General features: G+C 64.5%; 20 protein-coding genes. 6 read left to right on the top strand and 14 right to left on the bottom strand.

Annotated elements, in window-relative coordinates; genetic code table 11:
• Positions 1–68: 68 nt before the first annotated feature.
• From LPJ38_RS01200 to LPJ38_RS01185, 4 genes are all read right to left on the bottom strand, one after another.
• The gene (locus tag LPJ38_RS01200) at positions 69–1,130 is read right to left on the bottom strand and encodes an MBL fold metallo-hydrolase (RefSeq protein ID WP_145630708.1); all 1,062 of its coding nucleotides are present in this window, start codon (positions 1,128–1,130) and stop codon (positions 69–71) included.
• A 164-nt stretch (positions 1,131–1,294) separates the two neighbouring features.
• On the bottom strand, positions 1,295–3,436 hold the full coding sequence (locus LPJ38_RS01195) for a methyl-accepting chemotaxis protein (protein ID WP_145630709.1): 2,142 nt from the start codon (positions 3,434–3,436) through the stop codon (positions 1,295–1,297).
• 164 nt (positions 3,437–3,600) lie between these two features.
• Positions 3,601–4,326, bottom strand: coding sequence for an outer membrane protein (locus LPJ38_RS01190; RefSeq protein ID WP_145630710.1), 726 nt, complete (start codon positions 4,324–4,326; stop codon positions 3,601–3,603).
• A 224-nt stretch (positions 4,327–4,550) separates the two neighbouring features.
• A complete protein-coding gene (locus LPJ38_RS01185; protein ID WP_145630711.1) occupies positions 4,551–4,871 on the bottom strand; it encodes a helix-turn-helix domain-containing protein in 321 nt (106 codons plus the stop codon).
• Between the two features lie 198 nt (positions 4,872–5,069).
• On the opposite strand from LPJ38_RS01185, the gene LPJ38_RS01180 reads away from it, so the two are divergent.
• Entirely contained in the window at positions 5,070–5,357 is a 288-nt protein-coding gene (locus tag LPJ38_RS01180) for a hypothetical protein (protein ID WP_145630712.1), read from the top strand.
• 6 nt (positions 5,358–5,363) lie between these two features.
• Here LPJ38_RS01180 and LPJ38_RS01175 read toward each other — a convergent pair whose 3' ends face one another.
• The 8 genes from LPJ38_RS01175 to LPJ38_RS01140 all read right to left on the bottom strand — a co-directional run bounded on the left by LPJ38_RS01175 (position 5,364) and on the right by LPJ38_RS01140 (position 13,901).
• Entirely contained in the window at positions 5,364–6,299 is a 936-nt protein-coding gene (locus tag LPJ38_RS01175; protein WP_145630713.1) for an AEC family transporter, read from the bottom strand.
• A gap of 113 nt (positions 6,300–6,412) precedes the next feature.
• Positions 6,413–6,622: a hypothetical protein gene (locus LPJ38_RS01170; RefSeq protein ID WP_008541328.1), complete on the bottom strand. Its 210-nt coding sequence runs from the start codon at positions 6,620–6,622 to the stop codon at positions 6,413–6,415.
• Complete coding sequence (locus LPJ38_RS01165; RefSeq protein ID WP_167520376.1) at positions 6,619–6,789, bottom strand: hypothetical protein; 171 nt, start codon at positions 6,787–6,789, stop codon at positions 6,619–6,621. Before LPJ38_RS01165 ends, LPJ38_RS01170 begins: the two co-directional genes overlap by 4 nt.
• A 168-nt stretch (positions 6,790–6,957) precedes the next feature.
• On the bottom strand, positions 6,958–8,577 hold the full coding sequence (locus LPJ38_RS01160) for an ABC transporter ATP-binding protein (protein ID WP_167520377.1): 1,620 nt from the start codon (positions 8,575–8,577) through the stop codon (positions 6,958–6,960).
• Positions 8,578–8,579: 2 nt separating this feature from the next.
• Complete coding sequence (locus LPJ38_RS01155) at positions 8,580–9,419, bottom strand: ABC transporter permease (protein ID WP_145630715.1); 840 nt, start codon at positions 9,417–9,419, stop codon at positions 8,580–8,582.
• Positions 9,416–10,387 carry an ABC transporter permease gene (locus LPJ38_RS01150; protein ID WP_145630716.1) on the bottom strand — a complete coding sequence of 324 codons (972 nt, stop codon included), beginning with the start codon at positions 10,385–10,387 and terminating at the stop codon, positions 9,416–9,418. Before LPJ38_RS01150 ends, LPJ38_RS01155 begins: the two co-directional genes overlap by 4 nt.
• A 92-nt stretch (positions 10,388–10,479) precedes the next feature.
• The gene (locus LPJ38_RS01145) at positions 10,480–12,030 is read right to left on the bottom strand and encodes an ABC transporter substrate-binding protein (RefSeq protein WP_145630717.1); all 1,551 of its coding nucleotides are present in this window, start codon (positions 12,028–12,030) and stop codon (positions 10,480–10,482) included.
• Between the two features lie 308 nt (positions 12,031–12,338).
• Positions 12,339–13,901 (bottom strand): winged helix-turn-helix domain-containing tetratricopeptide repeat protein, encoded by a 1,563-nt coding sequence (locus LPJ38_RS01140; RefSeq protein WP_145630718.1) that lies wholly within the window; start codon positions 13,899–13,901, stop codon positions 12,339–12,341.
• Positions 13,902–14,037: 136 nt separating this feature from the next.
• Between LPJ38_RS01140 and mddA the strand changes: the two genes are divergently transcribed.
• Positions 14,038–14,826: a methanethiol S-methyltransferase gene (gene mddA, locus LPJ38_RS01135; protein WP_145630719.1), complete on the top strand. Its 789-nt coding sequence runs from the start codon at positions 14,038–14,040 to the stop codon at positions 14,824–14,826.
• 83 nt (positions 14,827–14,909) lie between these two features.
• Positions 14,910–15,332, top strand: a complete 423-nt coding sequence (locus tag LPJ38_RS01130; protein ID WP_061850608.1) for a GFA family protein — start codon at positions 14,910–14,912, stop codon at positions 15,330–15,332.
• Positions 15,333–15,345: 13 nt separating this feature from the next.
• Here the strand turns inward: LPJ38_RS01130 and LPJ38_RS01125 are convergent, their stop codons facing one another.
• Positions 15,346–16,905 carry a winged helix-turn-helix domain-containing tetratricopeptide repeat protein gene (locus LPJ38_RS01125; protein WP_145630720.1) on the bottom strand — a complete coding sequence of 520 codons (1,560 nt, stop codon included), beginning with the start codon at positions 16,903–16,905 and terminating at the stop codon, positions 15,346–15,348.
• A gap of 295 nt (positions 16,906–17,200) precedes the next feature.
• On the opposite strand from LPJ38_RS01125, the gene pcaB reads away from it, so the two are divergent.
• The 3 genes from pcaB to LPJ38_RS01110 all read left to right on the top strand — a co-directional run bounded on the left by pcaB (position 17,201) and on the right by LPJ38_RS01110 (position 20,762).
• Positions 17,201–18,562, top strand: a complete 1,362-nt coding sequence (gene pcaB / locus LPJ38_RS01120; RefSeq protein WP_145630721.1) for a 3-carboxy-cis,cis-muconate cycloisomerase — start codon at positions 17,201–17,203, stop codon at positions 18,560–18,562.
• A 113-nt stretch (positions 18,563–18,675) separates the two neighbouring features.
• Entirely contained in the window at positions 18,676–19,932 is a 1,257-nt protein-coding gene (locus tag LPJ38_RS01115) for an aminopeptidase (RefSeq protein WP_145630722.1), read from the top strand.
• A gap of 374 nt (positions 19,933–20,306) precedes the next feature.
• Positions 20,307–20,762, top strand: coding sequence for a cupin domain-containing protein (locus LPJ38_RS01110; protein WP_145630723.1), 456 nt, complete (start codon positions 20,307–20,309; stop codon positions 20,760–20,762).
• 79 nt (positions 20,763–20,841) lie between these two features.
• Here the strand turns inward: LPJ38_RS01110 and LPJ38_RS01105 are convergent, their stop codons facing one another.
• Positions 20,842–21,894 carry an amidohydrolase family protein gene (locus tag LPJ38_RS01105; protein ID WP_145630724.1) on the bottom strand — a complete coding sequence of 351 codons (1,053 nt, stop codon included), beginning with the start codon at positions 21,892–21,894 and terminating at the stop codon, positions 20,842–20,844.
• Positions 21,895–21,989 lie beyond the last annotated feature (95 nt).

Raw genomic sequence — 21,989 nt, 5'->3', positions numbered from 1 at the left:
ATCCACGAATTCGCTCTCGCGTGAAAGGACGTGGATGGCCGGGACAAGCCCGGCCATGACGACAAGGCTCACGTTGTCCGAAACTGCAGCACGCCGTCTTGCGTCTCGGCCGTGAGCCGGCCTTCGACGAGCATGTAGTTGACGTGGGCGACCAGCTCGCCGGCGGCAAAGCCCATCTGGTGCTCGTCCAGCACGTGCTTGTTGAATACGACGGGCACGAGGGCGCGCGAGGTCTGCGGCACCTCGCGGCAGGCCTCCGCGATCAGGCGGCAGCGCTCCTCGTGATGGTCGGCGAGCTGCTTGATGCGGGTCTTGAGCCCGTAGAACGGCACGCCATGGCCGGGCAGCACCAGCACGTCATAGGGAAGCGTCGTGGTGAGGCTGGCGAGCGAGGCCAGATATTCGCCCAGCGAGTTCTGGTCGGGCTCGACCGCCCAGACGCTGACATTCGGCGAAATCTTGCTCAGCACCTGGTCGGCGGAGAGGAACAGCTTGTCGTCGGCGCAATACAGCATCACCTGGTCGAGCGCATGGCCGCCGCCGGTGATCACCTTGAAGCGGCGCGAACCGATCACGACGTCGTCGCCATGGGAGATGCGGCGATAGGACGGCGGCAGCACCGAAACGCGCTTGAGATAGTCCTGGCCGCGACCGAGCAGCTTTTCGGTGAGCGACTCGTCCATGCCATGACGGCGGAAGAACAGCCGCTGCGCCTCGCGCCGCTCTTCGGTCCCGCGATTCTGGTGATAGACCGATTGCAGATACTCGACCTGCGACATCACCAGCGGGCAGTTGAACCGTTCGACGATCCACCCGGCGAGCCCGACATGGTCGGGGTGCGAATGCGTGACGATCAGGCGCGTGATGTTGACGCCCTTCAGCGGTCCATCGAACAGCTTGGTCCAGGCCTCGATCGTCTCTTCGTTGCCGAAGCCGGCATCGATCATCGCATAGCCGTCGCCGTCGGCGAGCAGGTAGATGTTCACGTGGTTGAGGCGGAACGGCAGCTTCAGCCGTGCCCACAGCACGCCGGGCCGCACCTCGACCACCTGTTCGGGTCCGGGATGCTGCTCCCAGGGATAGCGCAGCGCCTCGGCCGAGGATTGCACGGTATCGGTTTTCGCGTTCATGCTACCGGCTTAAACCCGCCGCGCGCGGCGCGCCAGCCGAAAAAGGATGCCTGCCGGCGGCCGCATGGCCGTCATACCGGCAGGGATTTTCCGCGACTCGGTTTGAAGCTGGCCGAAAACGCAGTCATTCCGGGGCGCGCTTAAGCACGAGCCCCGGCTGACGATCAGGCCGCCCGCATGTTGTTGAGGAACGCGTCGATCTCCCCGCGCAGCAGGTCGGCCTCGCGGCGCAATGCGTCGGACGCGCCCAACACCTCGGAGGCGGCGGCGCCGGCTTCGGCGGATGCGGTGGAGACGCCGACGATGTTGCTGGAGACCTCGCTGGTGCCGCCAGCGGCATGCTGGATGTTGCGGGCGATCTCGCGGGTGGCAGCGCCTTGCTCCTCCACGGCGGCTGCGATCGTCGTGGTGACGTCGTTGATCTCGCCGATGATCCGGCCAATGCCTTGGATGGCGCCGACCGCCGTGGTCGTGATCTCCTGCATGCTGGCGATCTGGGTGCGGATCTCCTCCGTCGCCTTGGCGGTCTGGCTCGCGAGGCTCTTCACCTCGGAGGCGACCACCGCGAAACCGCGGCCGGCCTCGCCCGCGCGCGCCGCCTCGATGGTGGCGTTGAGCGCGAGCAGATTGGTCTGCGAGGCGATGGTCTGGATCAGATCGACGACGACGCTGATGCGGCTCGCGCTGTCGGCCAGACTTTGTACTGTCGTATCGGTGGCACCGGCCTCGTCGACCGCCTTCTTGGCGATCTCCGCCGAAGTGACCACCTGGCGGCTGATCTCGGTGATCGAGGACGACAATTGCTCGGTGCCTGCCGACACGGTCTGCACGTTGACCGAGGTCTCCTCGGCGGCGGAGGCAACCGCGTTCACCAGCGCGTTGGACTGGTCGGCGGTGGTCGACATGCTCTGCGCGGTCGACTGCATCGAATTGGCTGATTGCGCCAAATTGTCGAGCGCGGAGCGGACCGTGCCTTCGAACTCGGCGATCTTCGCCTCCATCCGCGCGGCACGCTCTGCCTTGGCGACGCGGTCCTTGTCCTGCTCGCTGGCGAGCGCCCGGGCCTCGATCATGCTGTCGCGGAACACGGTCAGTGTGTCATTCATCGCGCCGATCTCGTCATTGTGCTTGGAGCGCGCGATCTCGGTGTCGAGATCGCCGGCCGACAGCAGCTGCATGGCGCGCTGCAGACCGCTGATGCGGCGCAGGATGTTGCGGCCGACATAGAGCCAGACGAACAGGGCCGAGCCGACCAGCATCAAGGCGCCCATGGCCAGCATCACCGTCGTCGCGAGCGAGATCTGCTGCCCTGCCTGGGCGGTCGAAGCGTTAGTCTCCTTTTGCACGCCGTCGACGAGCTGCTGCACGCTGATGCCGAGACCGACATTGAGCTTGCGGGTCTCGTCCAGGATGGTCTGGCCATAATCGACGGAGTCGAGCTCCTTCTCACGCAGATTGAACACGCCGGTCTTGCCGGTGCCGAGCGCGAGCAGCTTTTCCGCCGTCTCGCGCAGCATCTTGCTGCCCTGGTTGTCCGGCAACAGATCGAGGTTGGACCGCAGGCGCCCTTGCGCCGTCTTGAATTCCTTCTGGATGTCGTCGAGCTTGTCGCTCGTGTTCGCCGACAGCGCCGCGCTCATGTTGGCGGCCGCGAGATTGCCGCTGGCGACGACGTTGCCGAGCTGGCCGACGGATTGTGCGGCGTCGGTGGCGTCTGCGGCGGACATGTCGGCCGAGCCGAGAATGGCGTTGACCCGGGTCTGCGCGTCCAGCATCGCCGGACTGGCGGCGCCGACGAACGCGCCCTGCGCGCTGCGCAGTGCGTCATACTGCTTGTCATGGAGCGCGGCGATATCCAGCCGTTCGCGGGCAGCCTTGGCCAGGCTCTGAGCCGCCTCGTTGATGCTCTTCATGGTTTCGCTGAGTCCGGAGACGATCGCCTTGTCGCCGCCGAGCTCGATGATCTCGTTGAGCTTCTGCTGCGTCTGCTCCTGCAATTCCCTGAGCTTCTTGGTGCGCTCGTTCAGGGCATCCTCGCTCTGAGCTGCAAGCAGGGCAGGGCCCTGGGCCGCAAGGCTCGCGCTCAGGGCCGACAATTGCAGGCTTGCGGCAAGGCGCGGAATGTCCCGCCCGCTCAGCTCGGTCATGCGTCCGCCGAGATTCTGCAGCACCAGGCCGGCGCCGGCCGAGATCACGAGGCCCATGCCGGCGATCACCGCGAAGGCCGCGAACAGGCTCCCGCGCACGCCCCATGTCGGCATTTTGAAGCGCGGCCGAAAACGGCCCAAACCCAGACGGATCGCCATCGAAAATTCCCCCAGCTCTATCTTATCTTTGTGGGCGGCAGTATCGGCGGTGCGGGTTAAAAAATCGCAATTGGGGCAACTGCTTGGGCTGCGTTCCGCAGAGCGAAAAAAGAAGGGCCGGCGAGATCGCCGGCCCTGTTTCGCGGAAAGATCCTGGTAACCGCTCAGTAGCGCGCGACCGCGGGGCTAGCCCAGTTGAAGCGGTAGTTGACGCCCACCTTGACGGTGTGGTCGTCGGTAGTGAAGTTGCCGGTGCCGGCCAGCGGGCCCGCGACGAAGCGCGCGTCGCCGAAATTGTAGTACTGGTACTCGGCCTTGGCCGACCAGTTCGGGGCGAACATGTATTCGAGACCGGCACCGACGGTGTAGCCGTTGCGGTGATCGCCATCGATGATGAAGCCGGTCGGCACGCCGCCCACCGTCACCTTCTCGTTGTTGTCCGAATAGGCATAGCCGCCCTTCACGTAGACGAGGCCCGGACCCCAGGTGTAGCCGACGCGGCCGGTGATCGAGCCGAGGCCGCGCTGGTCGTTGATATAGGCCACGCCGCCCGGGAACACCGCGCCGACGCTGCCGGACAGCCAGGAGTACTGGCCTTCGACGCCGACCACGAAGTTCGGATTGACCTGCCAGTCCGCGCCGACCTGCACGCCGCCGAGGAAGCGGCCATTGCCGTTGTTGCCGGTGGAGAGGCCACTGAAATTGTTGTCGCTGGAGAATGCGCCGCCGAGATGGGCGCCGAGATAGAAGCCCGTCCAGTTGTAGATTGGCGCGGCATAGGCCGGCGCGGGCGTCTTGTAATAGTTGCGGTTTCCGAGATCGGCGCCGATGGCGGGCGCAGCCGCGCCAACCACGAGCAGCGCAACGGTCGCAAACAGAATCTTCTTCATCGTCTTGAACTCCAGCACTCAATGTCCCCGGCAGGCGCGCTTTCCGCGCCGCGTTGGTTTTGCAGATAGCCCGCTTTTGACGAAAATGCTGTCACATCCGTGGCACAGCGGCACCCAACCTAACTTGTTGGGCTCCAAATGCTTTTCGTGCTTAATGACGGCTTAAGAAGTGGTGAAGAAAGGCTTAACCTCACCCATCTCGGGTAACTTGCGCGCCGCTCTTGTTAACCAAGCCGCCGCAGCGCCTCGTCGCGCATCTGCGCCCGAAAGGCGGCGCGCTTCGCCGGCCGATCTTCCTCGCGCACGTCGTGGCGATCGAAGATGTCGAACTTCTCCAGGATCGGATAGCGCTCGCTCGCCATCGCGAGCACGCGCAGCACCTTGGTCGCGGCTGGCGTCGGGCCGCTCACCTCCCAGCGCCGGATGGTGTCGGCGCCGCCCTTCTCCGGCAATCCGCACAGCCTGGCCATGTCGGCCGCGGTGAGCTTGCGATCGAGCACGTCGGAGAGGTCGTTGCGAAGTTGCTTCAGTTCGGCGCCGGTCATGCTGCTAGGGGTCCAGGGAAGTCACTAGGCGCAATGCACTAGCGCTGATTCGGGTCCATCCGAAGGCGGCGTGCTCGCGCGCCCTTCGTTCCGGCACCTTCGTCCGCGCACGGAGTTATGAATGGAGGCCCATGGAAATTATCCCGACGAATGAACACTTGGCATATCGGGGGTGCGAACCGGGCGAAAGGATCTGTCATGAAAACCATCAAACTCGCCATCGCCGCGCTCGTCGCGACAGGAGTTCTTGCCGCGCCTTTCGCGGCTGAAGCGAAGAAGGTCAGGTCGACGAGCCGATCTTACAGCACGGGTGTGGTAGCGCCGAACTATAGCGGTGCCGGAGCGCCGGCCGCGCAGCCGCGCGCGTCCTATGGGTCGTCCGGACAGACGGCCGGCACCGTCACGGCGCCGTCGATCGGCACCTACAATTGGCCCTCAGTCGGCGTGACCAACTCGGTTCCCACTTGGAGCAATACCACGAGATAGAGAGCGTCAGCGTGCACCGCTCGCCGACCCCGAGAGCAGATAGAGCGCGACCAGCAACGTCGCGACTGACAGCATCGTCGTGATCGAGACGGTCGCTGCAACCAATCTCTCCTCGACCTTGTGCTCGTGCGCCAGGACATACACGGTTTTTGCCGTCGGTACGGCCGCGCAGACGACGGCGGCTACCGTATAGAGAGGCGCGAGGCTCAGAACCACACAGAGCCCGTAGACGATCAGCGGCATGACCACCAGCTTCACCGTGGCGAGCGCAAACGAGGCCTTCAGGCTGGATCGCAGGCCGTCGACGGACAGACCGAGTCCGATGGCGAACAGCGCGCAGGGCGTGAGCGCAGCGGCGACCATGTTCAGATAGACGGCGACCGGCGCTGGAATCGGCAAGCCGGTAATCGCCCATACCAGACCGACGAGCGTCGACAGCACCATCGGATTGAGCAGGATCTGCTTCGCCAGACCCGCCGAATGCGCGGGACCGCGCGCGTCCCACTCCAGCAGGATGACCGTGATCGGAAACATCACGGCGGCCACGAACACTGTTGCCACCGCAGCCGGCAACACGGCGGGCTGGCCGTAGATCGCGTGCAGGATCGGCAGCGCGACGAAGCCGGTGTTGGTCATCGCCGCCGCCATGCCATGGATGGTGCTGCTGGCAAGGTCACGCTTGCCGCCGGCGCGGACTGCCAGGAAGACCAGCGCGAAGCAGATCAGCGAGCCGCCGCCGAATGCCAGCAGGAAGCGCCACTCGAGCAGATTCCGTGCCGGCTCCTGTGCGATGGTGACGATCAGCAGTGCCGGCATCGCCACGTTGTAGGCGAAGTGAACGAGCGCATCGGCAAGCGAGCGGGAAAGGTATCCGAGCTCACCCGCGAGCCAGCCGGTGACGATAATCGCGAATACGGGAAGAACGAGGCTGGCGACCTCCATCCGGCTTTCCCCTCTGCCAAGCAGCTGAATGCAATACTAGCTTGGAGAAGTGCCGCCGTCACGGTTCACGCGATCGTGCCGTTCGGTGAGCAGCCTCTGATGGTCCTCGGACCTCAGATGCCCCTGCGGGCCTGTTGCCCGATCACGCAGCGCCATCCCGCCAAGCGCTCGGCCGGATGCTGGTTCATCCATTCGGCGAGCTGGGGCGCGCCCATCAGGCACGATTGCAGCGAAACGTCGGCGAAATCCGACGTGGTGACGATCTGCTCGTGACAATTTCCCGGAGCCGATAGACTGCACAGCACGGCGATGATCTTGATCACGCCAGATTTCCTACGTCGCCGCCGGCCGCGCTACCGATCGCCTTTTGCTGCGCGCTTCCGGCAGAGTCAGTCGACGGGAAGATGCTGTCATAGATCGCGCGTGCCTCCTGAATGAGACGAATGCGTTCGCGCTCGGACTTCGAGACAAACTGAATAACCTGGCCCATGTCGGCTCCAATCAATCGCGATATCCATCATCAGATGATGGAAATCATTTCATTGGATGTGGGGTGCCGACGTTGCGTTCGCTGCCGTCCGGTCGGTCACGAGGGATAAAATGCCCGTGATTGTTTCGTGTTCCTAAAGCGGAGCCGGATACCGGAGCGAAACGCGCCTCACGCTGCCGGCGCCCGTTCCTTTCGTCCCGGCACTGCCGCAAGTAACTCGCGCGTGTAGGTATGCTCGGGCGCGGCGAAGAGTTGCGCGGTGGGCTTCAGCTCCACGATGGCGCCGCGTTGCATCACGGCGATCCGATCACAGATCTGTGCGGCGACGCGCAAGTCGTGGGTGATGAACAGCATCGAGAGGCCGAGCCGCGCCTTGAGATCTTCGAGCAGCTTCAACACTTGCGCTTGCACGGAGACGTCGAGTGCGGAGACGGCCTCGTCCGCAACGATGATCTCGGGCTCCAGCGCGAGCGCGCGCGCAATGCCAATGCGCTGGCGTTGGCCGCCGGAGAATTCGTGCGGGTAGCGTTCGAGCGCGCCAGCGTCGAGGCCGACCATTCTGAGGAGGTCGCGGGCGCGATCGAATGCGACCTTCGGATCGGTGCCGGCCGCGATCGGCCCGTCGGCGACGATGTGACCGATCTTGCGGCGCGGATTGAGCGAGGCGAACGGATCCTGAAAGATCATCTGGATGCGATGGCGCTCGGCGCGCAGCGCCTTGCCCGAGAGCGAGGTGAGATCGGTCTCGCCAATTCGCACCGTGCCGCGGTCGGCCTCGATCAGCCGCATCACCAGCCGCGCGACCGACGACTTGCCGGAGCCGGATTCACCGACGAGCCCGAGCGTCTCGCCCTTGAGGATATTGAAGTTGACCGCGCGTGCCGCATCGACGCGGCGGTCCTCGCGAAACCAGCCGCCGGAAGTGACGTAAGTCTTGTCCAGCCCGATCACCTCGACCGCTCTTGCCTGGTCGTCGAGGGGTGCGCGGACCGGCGGATCCATCGACGGCACCGCGGCGAGCAGCGCCTTGGTGTAGTCGTGCTGCGGCGCGTTGAACACCGTCGCCGCGGGACCTTCCTCGACCACCTTGCCATGCCGGAGCACCACGACCTGATCGGCGATATCGGCGACCACGCCGAAGTCATGGGTGATGAACATCACCGCCATATTGCGGTTGCGCTGGAGGTTGCGGATCAGCTTCAGGATCTGCGCCTGCGTGGTGACGTCGAGCGCGGTGGTCGGCTCGTCCGCGACCAGCACGGCCGGTTCGAGTGCGAGCGCCATCGCGATCATGGCGCGCTGGCGCTGGCCGCCGGAGAGCTGGTGCGGATAGGCACGCACGATGCGTTCGGGGTCGGGCAGGCCGACCTCGCGCGCCAGGGCGAGCGCTTTCGCGCGCCGCTCCTTCGGCGTCAGCAGGCCGTGCGCCTCGAACATCTCCGCCATCTGGTCGCCGATCCGCATCAAGGGATTGAGCGCGGTCATCGGCTCCTGGAAGATCATCGCAAGCCGGCGGCCGCGCAGGTCGCGCCAGCCGTCGTCGTCGAGCTTGAGCAGGTCACGGCCTTCGAACTGAATCTCGCCTGATGTGACCGCCACCGTGTCCGGCAGCAGGCCCATCAACGCATGCGCGCACATCGACTTGCCGGAGCCGGACTCGCCGACGACGCAGACGATCTTCCCGGGCCGCAAATCGAGCGAGACGCCGTCGACCGCGAACGGACGCTCGGCGCCCTTGGGCAGCGCGATCCTCAGGTTCTTGATCGAGACGGCGGGCGGAGCGGTCATCGTCAGCGTCCCTCCCGCGACAGGCGCGGATTGAGCGCGTCGTTGAGGCCTTCGCCGATCAGATTGAGGCCGAGCACCGAGATCAGGATGGCGACGCCGGGAAATACGGTGATCCACCAGGCCTGCCGGATCACGGTGCGGCCGGCGCCGACCATGTAGCCCCAGGAGATCAGGTTGGGATCGCCGAGGCCGAGGAACGACAGCGAGGATTCCAGCAGAATCGCGGTCGCCACCATCAGCGAGGCCAGCACGATCACGGGCGACAGCGCGTTCGGCAGGATCTCGCGCAGGATGATCCAGCTGTTGCTCTGGCCGGTGACCACCGCGGCCTGGACATATTCGCGCGTGCGCAGCGACAGCACCTCCCCGCGCACGAGGCGCGCCACGGGCGGCCAGCTCACCAAGGCGATCGAGGCCACGATCGAATAGATCGACGGCTGAAGGATTGCGACCAGGACGATCGCCAGCGCGAAGCTCGGAATGGTCTGGAAGAATTCAGTGAAGCGCATCAAGGCGTCGTCGACCTTGCCGCCGAAATAGCCGGCCACCGCGCCGATCGGCACGCCGACGACCAGGGCGACCAGCGTCGAGACCAGGCCGACCAGCAGCGAGACGCGTGCACCGAAGATCATGCCGGCAAAGACGTCGCGGCCGAGCGCGTCGGTGCCGAGCGGCACGGTCGACAGCGTGAACGGCGGCAGGAACGGCCGCTGCACCATGCGCCAGGGCGAGTTCGGGAAGAACATCGGTCCGAACAAGGCGACCGCGATCGCGAGGAACAGGATGACGAGCCCGACGACGCCGCTCGGGCTCTTCAGCATCGATTTCCAGAACTGTTTCATGAGGCGAATTCGATGCGCGGGTCGACCAGGCGATAGACCAGGTCGGTGATGAGGTTGAAGATCAGCACCATGGCGGAGCAGATCACGAAGACGCCGAGCAGCAGATTGTAGTCGCGCTGGAGCAACGCGTCGTACATCAGGCGGCCGATGCCGGGCCAGGCGAACACGGTCTCGGTGATGACCGCGCCGCCGATCAAGGTGCCGGAATGCACGCCGGCGAGCGTTACGACGGGCAGCAGCGCATTGCGCAGCACGTGGCGACGCTGGATCACGGCGTCGCTAAGGCCCTTGGCCCGCGCGGTCTTGACGAAATCGAGCCGCTTCACCTCCAGCATCGAGGCGCGCGTCATGCGGGTATAGGTCGCCATGAAGAACAGGCCGAGCGTCATCGCCGGCATGATCAGGTGCTTTGCGACGTCGACCGCGTGGGCGAAGCCGGTGAGATTGGCGCCGACGGTCTCGTAGCCGAAGCTCGGCAGCCAATCCATGGTGACCGAGAACAGCAGGATGCCCATCAGCGCCACCCAGAAGATCGGCATGGCGTAGAAGATCAGCGCGAACACGGTGATGGCGGTGTCGAGGAAGGTTCCGGCAAAGCGCGCGGCAAAGCTGCCGAAGAGAATGCCGAGCATGAGCGAGATCGCGAATGCCGTCAGCGTCAGCAACAGTGTTGCCGGCAGCCGTTCGCCGATCAGCTTTGCGACCGGCGCCTGCTGGCGGAAGGAGAAGCCGAGGTCGAGGGTGATGACGCCCTTGACGTAGATGAAGAGCTGCTCCGGCAGAGGCTTGTCGAGACCGAATTTTTCCCGGAGTTGCTTGACGAAGACCTGGTCGCTGGCGCCGGCCTCGCCCGCCATCACGATCGCGGGGTCGCCGGGCGCAAGCCGAATCAGGAAGAAATTGAGGACGACGATCGCGAGCAGGACGATCACGCCCTTCACGACACGCTGAGCGACGAAGGAGAGCATCTAGTGCGTCATATCTTGTAGCGTGAACCCGAGCCGGCGTGACGGTGAGCTCCCTCTCCCCGCAAGCGGGGACAGGGAAAGGGAGCGGCCCCTCACTTGTCGAGCCATGCGTCCTTGAAGCCGTCGTTGACGCCGATGCCCGTGGTGATCAGGTTCTTGACCTTGCACCGCGTGATCGTCGGGAATTGCAGCTCGAGCATCCAGGCCACCGGCACGTCCTCGACCAGGATCTTCTGCGCCTTCTCGTAGATCTCCTTGCGCTTGGAGTCCGGCGTGGCAACCGCCCCGTCGGCGAACAGCTTGTCGATCTCCGGGTTGGAATAGCCCTCGACGTTGTTGAAGACCTGTCCCTTGGCGATGTTGCTGGAGATGTAGTTGCGGCCGACGCCGAGCGCCGGATCGCCATACTGGTAGAGATAGGTGAAGGCGATGTCGTAGTCCCAATCGCCGATCTTCTGGTTGCCGCCGGCAACGTCGGTGGCGATCGTCTCGATGTTGATGCCGACGTCCTGCAGGTTCTGCTTCACGGCCTCACCCCAGCGTTGCCAGGTCTCGCCATAGGCCAGCGGCAACAGGCGGATCTTCTCGCCCTTGTAGCCGGCATCCTTCAGCAGCGCCTTGGCCTTGGCCGGGTCGTACGGGTATTTCTTCACGTCGTCGGTGTAGTATTTGATGGTCGAGGCGGACGGGCCGGTCGCGACCTTGCCGAGCCCGTTCCAGATCACGTCCTTGGCGAAGTCGCGATCGATCGCATACATGATCGCCTGCCGCACCCGCTTGTCGGCGAGCGGACCCTGACGGTTGTTGAGCCAGAGCCAGGACAGCGGCGAGAAGAACTCCCAGCCGGCGCCGGTGACGCAAGTGTCCTTCAGCTTGGACAGCCGCGGCACGTCGAAATTCTCGACCGAGCCGCCGGGCAGCACGTCGACCTTGCCGGTCTCGAAGGCCACCGAGCGCGCCGCGGCGTCGGGGATGATCTGCCAGTAGATCTCGTCGATATAGGGCTTGCCCTTCTCGTGGTAGTTCGGATTCTTGACCAGGCGGATGAACGAGCCCTTCTGCCATTCCTTGAACATGAAGGGGCCGGTGCCGATGGGCGCGTTGTTGTAGGGGTTGGTCTTCCAGTCGGTGCCGTCATAGAGATGCTTCGGCACCATCGGCATCGAGCCGACCTCGAAGATGCCGAGGAACGGGCCGAACGGCTGCTTCAGCGTGAACACCACCGTGTAATCGTCCGGCGTCTCGATCTTGTCGACCTGCGCCAAATTGGTGCGGGCGCGGGCATGCGTCTGCTTCAGCATCTCGATCGAGAACAGCACGTCGGCGGCGGTGAAAGGCTTGCCGTCATGCCACGTCACGCCCTTCCTGAGCTTGAAAGTGTAGGTTTTGGCGTCCTCGCTCACGCTCCAGCTCTCAGCAAGCTCAGGCAGAGGCTCGAGCTTGGGGCTGTAGCGCAATAGCCCCTCGAAGATATTGCCCGACACCATCTGGGTCGGGCCGTTCTGGACCTGCGCAAGCATCAGGCCGGGCGGCTCGGGCTGGATCACGGCATTGATCACGCCTCCCGTTTTCGGCTCTTGCGCCAGTGCGGGGGCCGTGAGGCCGCAAGCCAGGAGGAGACCAAGCAACACTCGTTTCGGCATGTCTTATCTTTCCCAAGCGAAGACCAACCGTGAACGCTTTGCAGCGTCCTCGCGCGCAAAGCGACGGCAGGCCATCCCAGTCCCCATCCGATATCGAGGCTCACACAGTCCCGTTCGGCGCCGCAAGATGAAAGTCTCGACAGCGTTCGCACAAAAAATGTACAGCGCGTCCTGTTTTGGTGAATCGGCCTCTTATCGCCGGCGCACTCGTCGTGTCGGTCGTTGGCCGACAGGGAGCTGCGACTAGCGACACAGCGTCGCGGCAGGTCGCCGCTCAGGGGCCGCGCTCCGGATTTTGATCCGGTCGTCTACCGCAGGCCCGCCCGCCGGAATCCTTCCAGATAGTGGTCGCGGTCGGCGTCATTGGCCCACGGCAATTGCGTCGCGATCCAGTGCAGCGAGATGCCGGGCTGGGTGCGGCGCAGCTCGCCCAGCGCCATCTCCGCCAGCATCCCGTCGCCGGTCATGCCGGCGGAGACCGCGAGCACGCGATAGGCGCCGGTGAGGTCGCCGCGGTGGCGGATCGCCTCGCGCGCCAGCGCGATCGCCTCGTCATAGTGCCGCTCGGTGAAGCGCGCATAGGCGGCGATGCCGTGATAGATCGCCAGCGAGGGGTCGCGCGGCGAGAGCCGGATGGCCTTCTGCGCGGCCTCGAATGACTCCTTCGTGCGTCCGGCATAGGACAAGGCCAGCGCGTAATAGCCCTGCGCCAGCGAGAAGTTTGGATTGAGCGCGAGCGCCTGCTCGAACTCGGACAGTGCGCCGGCCAGCCTGCGGGTCGAGAAGCAGACGCTCCCGAGCGCGGCATGCGCCCAGGCGTCCTCATGGTCGCAGCGCACGGCCGCGAGCGCGGCGGCTTCCGCGGCCGGCGCCACCACGGCAAGATCGGCCCAGCCGAGATGCACGCCGAACATGTGGTTCGCCGCCAGCACCGAGAGCGCCTGACCATAATTCGGATCGATGCCGATGGCGCGCTCCAGCAGCGCCCGGGCGGCCTCGTGATCCCCACGCGTCACGCGCCAGTAATGCGACAGCGCCCGCATCAGCAGGTCCCATGCATCGAGGCTCGCCGGCGGCTTGCGCTTCGCGCGGAAATCCTCCGCAGCAAGGATCTGCGGCTCGATGGCTGCGACGATCGCGTTGGTGATCTCGTCCTGCACGGCGAAGACGTCGACCAAGTCGCGATCATAGCGTTCGGCCCAGAGATGGCTCCCCGACGTAGCGTCGTTGAGCTGGGCGGTGATGCGCACCCGGTTGCCCGCCTTGCGAACGCTGCCTTCGACGACGTAGCGGACGCCGAGCTCCTCGGCGACCTGCCTGATGTGGACCGCGCGGCCCTTGTAGGTGAAGGACGAATTGCGGGCGATCACCATGAACCAGCGCTGTTTCGACAGCGCGGTGAGGATGTCCTCGCTGATTCCGTCGCCGAAATAATCCTGCTCGGGATCGCCGCTCATGTTCTCGAACGCGAGCACCGCGACCGCCGGGCGGTCCGCCGCCGTGCGCGGCCGGGCAGGAGCGGATTCAGCCTGCGCAGGCGAAGCTGCCGGGTTTTCGCGGATGTCTTCGCGGATGTCCCCGACGAAACGAAAACCCTTGCGCGGAATGGTCTTGATCAGCCGCTGGGTCGCGCCGTCGTCACCGATCGCCTTGCGCGCGGCGTTGATCCGGCTGTTGAGTGCGGAGTCCGAGACGATGCGGTCGCTCCAGATCTGCCTGATCAGGTCATCCTTGCTGACCACTCGCGCGCGTTGCGCGACCAGGTAGAGCAACAGATCGAACACTTGCGGCTGCAGCGGCACGGCCGCCCCGTCGCGCGTGAGCTCCCGCAAGTCGCCGTCGAGCACGTTGTTTTCAAAGCGGAATCGCACGTTCTTGTCGTCTCAAGCTAAAATCAAAGGCGTCTCAGGCGAAAATAAACCGTCCGCGAAAGTCTTGTCCCCGTCGCGGGTGCAGGGTGCGCCGACCAACGAATTGTCACTGCTTTTTGCCACAAGGGAGTTTTTCATGTCCCAAATTGAGCACCAGGTTCATTCGATCTGCCCGGAGGTTGCGGGCTCACGCATTTCCAAGTTCATCGCCTTTCTGTACGGAATTACGGCATATGTCGTGTTTTTCGTGACCATTCTCTACGCTATCGGCTTCGTCATGGGGCTGGTGGTGCCGAAGACCATCGACACGGGAACCGCGACGCCACCGCTCGAAGCCATCATCGTCAATCTCCTCCTGATGGCGCTGTTTGCGATCCAGCACAGCGTGATGGCGCGCCAGGGCTTCAAGGTGTGGTGGACGCAGTTCGTCCCGAAGCCTGTCGAGCGCAGCACCTATGTGCTGCTGGCGAGCCTGTCATTGCTCCTCCTGTTCTGGCAGTGGCGTCCGCTGCCGGCGGTCATATGGGAGATTCAGAATCCCGATCTCGCCGTGACGGTGGTCACGCTGGCCTTTGCCGGCTGGGTGCTGGTGTTCACCTCGACCTTCATCATCAACCATTTCGAGTTGTTCGGCCTGCATCAGGTGACCAATCACCTCGTCGGCAAGGAAGCGGAGGCGCCGCGCTTCAAGACGCCGCTGCTCTACAAATTCGTGCGCCATCCGATCTATCTCGGCTTCATCATCGCGTTCTGGGCGGCACCGGTCATGACCGCGGGCCACCTGCTGTTCGCCGCCGTGACCACGCTTTACATCTTCGTCGGCATCGCGCTGGAGGAACGCGACCTCGTGGCTCTCTTCGGCGACGAGTACCGGCAGTACAAACAACGCGTGTCGATGCTTATCCCCTGGCGCAGATCGGTATAGTCTTCGCCTTGCGCCACGCGTCCACCGAAGAAGGACGCGTGGCGCCCGACGTCCGCTATCGATCCTGAGTCAGGGAGAAACCAATGAAACATGTCGGAAACTGCTTCTGCGGCGCCGTCACGGTCGAGGTCACCGGTGCGCCGGAGGCGATGGGCTATTGCCATTGCCGCTCCTGCCGCTCATGGTCGGGCGGGCCGGTGAACGCCTTCAGCCTCTGGAAGCCGGAGGCCGTGCGCATCACCGAAGGCGCCCAGAATGTCGAAACCTTCGCCAAGACGCCGCTGAGCCAGCGCAAGTTCTGCAGGAAGTGCGGCGGTCATCTCATGACCAACCATCCGCCGCTCGGACTGGTGGACGTCTTCACCGCCACCATTCCCACGCTCGCATTCACGCCCGGCGTCCACGTCAACTACGCCGAGACGGTGCTGCCGATGCGCGACGGCCTGCCCAAGCTGAAGGATTTTCCCGCCGAGTTCGGCGGCAGCGGCGAGATGATGCAGGAGTAGGGCACGGCTCTTCCTAACGCATCCCCGCGCGCCGCAATCCTTCCAGATAGTGCGCGCGGTCTTCGTCTCGCAGCATCGGCAGCTCGCGGGTGATCCAGGCGAGCGAAATGCCGGGCTGGGCGCGGCGCAGGCCTTCCAGGGCGGACGCGGCAAGCGCCGAATTTTCTGACATGCCGGCGGCGGCCGTCAGCACGCGATGCGCGCCGACGAAATCGCCGCGTTGCCGGAGCGACTCACGCGCCATCTGCATGGCGCCTTCGTAGTCGCAGCCGACGAACCGGGCATAGGCCGCAACGCCACAATAGATCGCCGCCAGCGGATCGCGTGGACTGAGCCGCAGCGCTCGGCGCGCGGCGGCATCGCCCTCCTGCCATCGTCCCGCATAGCACAAGGTCACGCCATAGAAGGCGTGCGCCATCGCGAAATTCGGATTGAGGCTCAAGGCCAGCTCGAACTCCGCCAGTGCATCCTCGAAACGGCGGCGGAACAGATAGGTATAGGCGAGGCCGTGATGGGCCCAGGCGTCGTCGCGATCGGCTTCCACTGCGGCCAGTGCCGCGCGTTCGGCAATCGGGATGGTCGTGGGCATGTCGGCCCAGCCCATATGGGCGCCGAAGATATGGCTGGTTGCGAGCAGGCCGAGCGCCTTGCCATAGCTGGGATCGATCGCGACGGCCTGTTCGAGCAGTCGTTGCGCGGCGGCATTGTCCTCGCGCGTGCTGCGCCAGTGATGCGACAGAGCGCGCATCACGAGGTCCCAGGCGTCCAGGCTGCCCGGCGGCTTGCGTTGGGCGCGAAAGCTCTCGGCGGCATAAAGCTGCGGCTCGATCGCGGCGACGATCGCCTCCGTGATCTCGTCCTGCACGGCGAAGATGTCGGCGAGCTCGCGATCGTAGCGCTCGGCCCAGAGATGGCTGCCGGTCGAGACGTCGTTGAGCTGGGCCGAGATGCGCAGCCGCTCACCGCTGCGTCGCACGCTGCCTTCGACCACGTAGCGCACGCCGAGCTCGCGGGCGACCTCGTGGAGGTGCACGGCGCGGCCCTTGTAGACGAAGGAGGAGTTGCGCGCGACGACGAAGAACCAGCGCAGCTTCGACAGTGCGGTGATGATGTCCTCGCTGATGCCGTCGGAGAAATAATCCTGCTCGCGGTCGCCGCTCATATTGGTGAAGGGCAGCACCGCGATCGCGGGCCGGTCGGGCAGGGCGAGCGTGGTCTGCGGCGTCTGCGCCGCGAGGCCGGGCTCCGGTGCGACCGCGCCGCGCTTTGCCTCGACGTCGCCGACAAAGCGAAAGCCCTTGCGCGCGATGGTGCGGATCAACGCCTGGTTGGCCCCGTTGTCGCCGATCGCCTTGCGCGCCGCGTTGATCCGGCTGGTCAGCGTGGATTCCGACACGCTGCGGCCGTGCCAGATCTTGTCGATCAGCTCATCCTTGCTGACCACCCGGTCGCGATTTTCCATGAGATGGACGACCAGATCGAAAACCTGCGGTTCCACGGCAATGGGAACCTGCTCGCGGCTCAGCTCGCGCCGGTCGGTGTCGAGAAGATGGTCCTGGAACATAAACTGCACGTCGAAAACTCTGGGCTCAGAAAGACAGCAGGCAATGACAAAATCAAAATGGACTTCGACTCGAAGTATGTAAGTCCGCCGAACGGTCAATCCGGTTCACCACGATTGCGTGATCGAGGTCACGCTGTTGGGACGGGAAGAGGGCCTCACACAAGGTGGCTTTGGGCTCTGTCTGGTCATTCCGGGCCCGCTTCGGCGCCCCCGGAATGACCGGGGGAATGCCATTGTCCATTGCCGAACAGTGTGGCCTGCGTAAGCTGCCTTCACACGCACACATCAACCACGAAGAAACGCCATGCCCGCTTTTCCCGCCTCCACCACCGTGATCGACTCCATGCTTTTCCGCGACGCCTTCGGCACGCCCGAGATGCGGGAGGTGTTTTCCGATGTCGCGCTGGTGGCGCGCTATGCCGAGGTCGAGGTGGCGCTGGCGAAGGCGGAGGCCAGATGCGGCGTGATCCCGCAGGACGCCGCCGACCAAATTTCGGCGCGGACCAATGTCACCGCACTCGATTTCGAGCTGTTGCGGCAGGAGACCGACATCGTCGGCTATCCGATTCTCCCCCTGGTGCATCAGATGGTGAAGCAATGCGGCGAGGCCGGCCGCTATGTGCACTGGGGTGCGACCACGCAGGACATCATGGACACCGCTGTGGTCCTGCAGCTGCGTGCCGCGCTCGCGATCGTCGAAAGGGACATTGCCGAGCTCCGCCGCATTCTGGCCGACCTGTCGAAGCGATACCGCGACACGCCGATGGCGGGCCGCACCCATCTCCAGCAGGCGCTGCCGGTGACGTTTGGCTACAAGACCGCGATCTGGCTCGCGATGTTCGACCGCCATGCCGAACGTCTGGCGCAATTGAAGCCACGTGTCCTGGTCGGTCAGTTTGCGGGCGCCGCCGGCACGCTGGCCTCGCTCGGCGACAAGGGATTCGAGGTGCAGGAAGCTCTGTGCGCCGAATTGAAGCTCGGCGTTCCCGCCTCGACCTGGCACGTCGCGCGCGACGGCTTTGCCGAGGCCGTGAATTTCCTGGCGCTCGTCACCGGTTCACTCGGCAAGATCGCGCTCGACATCATGATCATGGCCTCCACCGAATTCGCGGAGGTCTATGAACCCTTCGTCAAAGGCCGCGGCGCCTCCTCGACCATGCCGCAGAAGCGCAACCCGATCTCCTCCGAACTGATGCTCGCGGCATCCAAGGCGGTGCGCCAGCACGCGGGCTTGATGCTCGATGCCATGGTGCAGGATTTCGAGCGCGCCACCGGTCCCTGGCACGCCGAATGGATGGCGATCCCCGAAAGCTTCGTGCTGACGGCCGGCGCGCTGCACCAGGCGAAGTTCGCGCTCGCGGGCCTCATCGTGGACGAGGCGAAGATGAACGACAATCTCGCCGTCAGCCGTGGCCTGATCGTCGCCGAAGCGGTCATGATGGGGCTGGCGCCGCAGATCGGGCGGCAGGAGGCGCATGACGTGGTCTACGATGCCTGCCGGCTCGCCAATGACGAAGGCTTGAGCCTGGCGGATGCGCTGTCGTCCGATGCGCGCGTCTCGAGCCGCATCGACCGCGTCACAATCGAGGCGCTCACCTCACCGAAAAATTACCTCGGCCTTGCGCCCGCCATGGTCGACCGGGTGCTGAAATCGGCAACGCGTTGAAAACCAATATGCGCGAAACTGCGTATCTTGTCGGTCTCGCAAGGTGCTCGCGCACTTGCGCCTCGCGATGCTAGACTTAGATTGAACGAGAGACTTCCGGCAGAGGGACCCGCATGACCGATCACCGCAATTCCGCTACTCCCATCGATCCCGCGAAACTCGACCGGCTGGCCGAGGTGGCGGTGAAGGTGGGCCTGGGCTTGCGACCGGGACAGGATCTGCTTCTGACGGCGCCTGCGATCGCGCTGCCGCTGGTGCGGCGGATCGCCGTGCACGCCTACAAGGCCGGCGCCGGCATCGTGACGCCGATCCTGTCGGACGAGGAGATGACGCTGGCGCGTTACCGCCACGGCCACGACGACAGCTTCGACCGTGCCGCCGGCTGGCTCTACGAGGGCATGGCCAAGGCCTTTTCGGACAACACCGCACGGCTCGCCATCGTCGGCGACAATCCGATGCTGCTGTCGGGCGAGGATCCGTCCAAGGTGGCGCGCGCCAGCAAGGCCAATTCCATGGCCTACCAGCCGGCGCTCGAGAAAATCGTCAATTTCGACACCAACTGGAACATCATCGCCTATCCCAGCCCGTCCTGGGCCAAGCAGGTGTTTCCGAACGAGCCGGAAGATGTCGCGATCGGCAAGCTCGCCGATGCCATCTTTGCGGCGTCCCGCGTCGACCGCGAGGACGCGATGGCCAATTGGGCGAGCCACAATGCCGTGCTGCGCGAGCGCACCAACTGGCTCAACGGCCAGCGCTTTCGCGCGTTGCAATATTCGGGACCTGGCACCGACCTCACCATCGGCCTTGCCGACGGCCACGAATGGGAGGGCGGCGCCTCGCTCTCCAAGAACGGCATCAGCTGCAACGCCAACATCCCGACCGAAGAGGTCTTCACCACGCCGCATTGCCGCCGGGTCTACGGTCACGTCGTGAGCTCCAAGCCGCTGTCCTACCAGGGCACGCTGATCGACAACATCGCGGTGCGCTTCGAGGACGGCAAGATCGTCGACGCAAAGGCCTCGCGCGGTTCGGAGGTGCTGAACAAGGTGCTCGACACCGACGAGGGCGCGCGCCGCCTCGGCGAGGTGGCCTTGGTGCCGCATTCCTCGCCGATCTCGCAGAGCGGATTGTTGTTCTACAACACTCTGTTCGACGAGAACGCGGCCTCGCACATCGCGCTCGGCCAGTGCTACTCGAAATGCTTCGTCAACGGCGCGCAGCTCACGCCGCAGCAGATCGCGGCGCAAGGCGGCAACCAGAGCCTGATCCACATCGACTGGATGATTGGCTCGGCCGAGACCGACATCGACGGCATCCTCGCCGACGGCAGCAAGGTGCCGGTGTTCCGCAAGGGCGAGTGGGCGAAGTAGGGCGTATCTCCCTTCTGCAGGTGAACGCGGCGACATTCCGTGGCCCATTCACGGGCCAAAGCTCGTGCGCCGGTCCTTGAAGAGCTCGCGTGCTCATAGCAACACGCGCGGGCCACCGGCATATCCGAGGTTGGAGCATGGAGGCCTAGGGCGCCGCCCGTGCCTTCGCGCTTTTTGTCGCACCTGGGAAAACGACCAGGGCATGTATGCGGATTTGCAAGGGAATTGCGACGTTAACCGTGAGCACGTGTCGCTTCCGACTGATTCTCGAAGTCGATGTAAGAAAGAATTAAAAACGGATGACTAGCGTCCCAATATCTTTCGAAACAATCCAGGCCCGGATCGGCCGCAAATATCATTTCCCGAGGAAGCAGATGTCGCGCGCATTGATTGAAGTCGGTACTAGCAACGTGGACCTCGAACTGCGGCCGATCGAGCCGTCCTGGGTCATCGAGGGTAATCCGGTCTCGCGCTCGCGCGTCCTGTCGACCAGTGCCGATGGCACCGCCCAGACCATCATTTGGCAATGCACCGAAGGGCGCTTCAACTGGTACTACGATATCGACGAGACGATCATGATCATGGAAGGATCGATCGTGCTCGAAAGCGACGGCATGCCGCCGAAGCGCTACGGCCCCGGTGACGTCATCTTCTTCCGCGACGGCGCGCATGCCAAATGGCATGTCGAAGGCCACGTCAAGAAGATCGCGTTCTGCCGCAAGACCAATCCCGTGATGATTGGCTTCCTGATCCGCGCCGTCAACAAGCTCAAGAAGATCTTCGCCTTCGGCGGCGAGCGTCGTCCGGCCTCGCTGATGGGCGCGGGCTAGAGCTCTCAACGTTTCAAGGACGCTTCCCAGCGGCTACGACGGAAGAGGGGTCGGGATAACATCCCGGCCCCTCTTCTCGTCATGACGGCAGCTCGAGCCGATAGACGTCGATAGCGGTCTGCGAGAACAGCGCGGTCTTCTCGGCCTCGCTGAGGGGCGATGCGATGCGCTTGAAGGCGTTGAAGATCACCTGGTAGCTGCACTGGCCCTTGTCCGGCGGGAAGTTGCTCTCGAACATCGCGCGCTTGGTGCCGAATGCCTCGATGCAGGTTTCGACATAGGGCCGCCAGGCGGCAGCGAGTTCCTCTGAGGATGGCGGCCTGTCGCGCAGATGGAATTCGCAGCCGAGCAGGCACATGGCGAGCCCGCCGAGCTTCACCACCACGTTCTCGCATCTGGCGATTTCCTGGATCGAGGCGCGCCATTGCGGAAACACCTCCTCGCGGCGCCCTGCGAAGCGGCCGACGCCGGCGGGGCCGCCGCAATGGTCGAGCACGATCCTGGTCTCGGGAAAGGCGCGCGCCAGTTCGGTCAACTCGCCGATCTGCGGGTGGAACAGCCAGGCGTCGAAGCTGAGGTTCAGCGGCGCGAGGCAAGCAAAGCCCTTGCGGAAGGCCGGATCCTGCAACAGGCCTTTCGGTCGGTTGGCATACATGCCGGCGACGACGGGGTCCTCGTCCCAGGCCGAGGAATGCCTGATGCCGCGGAAGCGGCCATTGCCGGCCGCGATCTCCGCTTCCAGCACCGGCTTGGCGGCGTCGCCCAGCAGCAGATTGGCGTGGCTGACGATGCCGGCGCAGATTGCGGCCTTGCCGTAAGCATCGCTCGCGCTCATTGCAGCAACGCCGTTGGCGAACTCGACCTCTCCCACGGGCCGGAACGCCTCCGGCCCGCGCGCGCGGTACATCGACCGGCAATCGACATAAACGGTGGCAATGACGTTATGCCCGGTCGCGATATCGGCGGCCATCTCCTCGATCAGATAGCGGTGCCTGCGATTCCAGAGATGGTGATGGGGATCGACGATCGGCCGCGACGGATCGATGATCTCCTCCTGGTGCAGCGCGAGCCAGTCCTCGCGCGGCTCGACAAACAGCCCGCTCGTATTGCCAGGCAACCCGCTTGCAGCCATCGACGTTCGCTCCCTCGTTGTTTTTGTGTCGGGAGCCTAGCACTTCATCTCGACGCGCAGCAGCGCGCGCCGTGCAACCGCACCCGTCATCGCGA

This window comes from Bradyrhizobium daqingense (assembly GCF_021044685.1).
GTDB classification, from domain to species: domain Bacteria; phylum Pseudomonadota; class Alphaproteobacteria; order Rhizobiales; family Xanthobacteraceae; genus Bradyrhizobium; species Bradyrhizobium daqingense.
Note: the sequence above shows the minus strand (reverse complement) of the source record. Positions and strands in the feature narration are given on the sequence as shown.